Annotated in this window: 1 protein-coding gene; it reads left to right on the top strand. The window is 52.3% G+C overall.

Annotated elements, in window-relative coordinates; all coding sequences use genetic code 11:
• Positions 1-371 precede the first annotated feature (371 nt).
• On the top strand, positions 372-1,271 hold the full coding sequence (locus AB2B41_RS23260; RefSeq protein WP_367880212.1) for a sulfotransferase domain-containing protein: 900 nt from the start codon (positions 372-374) through the stop codon (positions 1,269-1,271).
• Positions 1,272-1,355: the final 84 nt, after the last annotated feature.

The raw sequence follows: 1,355 nt of genomic DNA, 5'->3' as shown, positions 1-1,355 counted from the left end.
GCCAGATCTCCCTTGCCTCAGGGCAAGTGAATCAGCCGATCACGCTTCGCTCAAGCAGAGTTTTTCAACAACATCTCCGCCTTGCAGTCATAGCACCGATTTCGGCGAACGTCCGGTCCGGTTAAAAGCGGTCATTCATAGGCACCGATGCGCAGTTTCTGGCGTGAATGGCAGCTTTTGCCAACAGCAGACACTCGCGGGATCAGGCTCTGAGTCCGAGTTGCGGGACAAACCGGCCGTCCGGCGGCGCCTGGACGTTTTGCTTTGGCGCTTTGAGCAGCTTCCCGGGTCGTAGTGTCCCAGCAAAGTTCTAGGTTCATTGTAGCTGACTTGCTATCGTCTCATCCAAGGGTTCATTGGCGGAGAACAGAATGGCACTAAGAGCGCCTTCCAAAAAATCATCCGAGTACAGAACAATTCTTACCGATAACCGGATTTGGGACACATTCGCGCTCCGCAAAGGAGATGTGATTGTCGCAACACCGCCCAAGTGCGGAACAACTTGGACACAGGCACTTGTGTTGTCGCTCCTGTTCGAAAAGCCCGGTATGGACAAGGTAATGAACGATCTGTCGGTTTGGCTTGATCCTGCATTTCGAGATCAACTCCCCATAGCTCGAATGTTCGAAGCTCAGAACCACAGAAGATGCATCAAGACGCATACGCCATTTGATGGCATTCCTTACGATCCCGATTGCACCTACATCGCAGTATACAGACACCCAATCGACGCTCATTTTTCGATGCGTCGTCACGTGGCCAACCTGCAGGAAGACCTGATCCAGGACAGATTCCCGGATGAGCCGTCAGCGTCATTCGCCCTGTTCCTTGGTGCGACCGACCGAGAGGAGATGGCCGACGGGATCACCCTTGAGGCCATCGTTCATCACTTCAAATCCTTCAAGTCGAACATCCAACACTCCAACATACATATTTTCCATTATGCTGATATGCGGCGCGACTTGCTCTCTCATACGAGAAAGCTCGCTTCGGTTCTTGGCCTGGAAATTGACGATGACACTTTGGTCGCGATCAAAGACAGTATGCAGTTCGAAAGCATGCAAGCCAATGCGCGTGCAAGTGCCAGGGAAGACACTCAAAGGTCTGCAACCTTCAAAGACCCAGCTGCGTTCTTCGATAGCGCAAGTAGTGGAAAGTGGGAGGGCAAGTTGTCAGAAAATGATCTTCGCGTATTTCATGAACGTCTTGCCGAGTTACTTCCGGAAAACGAAGCGCGATGGCTTCAGTCTGGCGGAGAGCTTCCTGCTTAAGACGCAGTTCGGCTTTGTTGCACAAATCCCGCTAGGGATTCATCTCGCGAATCCAGCATGATAGCTGGAGGGCATGAGCAGTTG

It is taken from the genome of Sulfitobacter sediminis, from assembly GCF_040811725.1.
GTDB classification, from domain to species: Bacteria; Pseudomonadota; Alphaproteobacteria; order Rhodobacterales; family Rhodobacteraceae; genus Sulfitobacter; species Sulfitobacter sediminis.
The sequence above is the reverse complement of the archived record's forward strand: the minus strand, read 5'-3'. Positions and strand labels throughout refer to the sequence as shown.

Bases quoted from the DNA above. Each gene is read 5' to 3' on its own strand.
- AB2B41_RS23260 (WP_367880212.1), top strand. From the start codon at position 372: ATGGCACTAAGAGCGCCTTCCAAAAAATCATCCGAGTACAGAACAATT.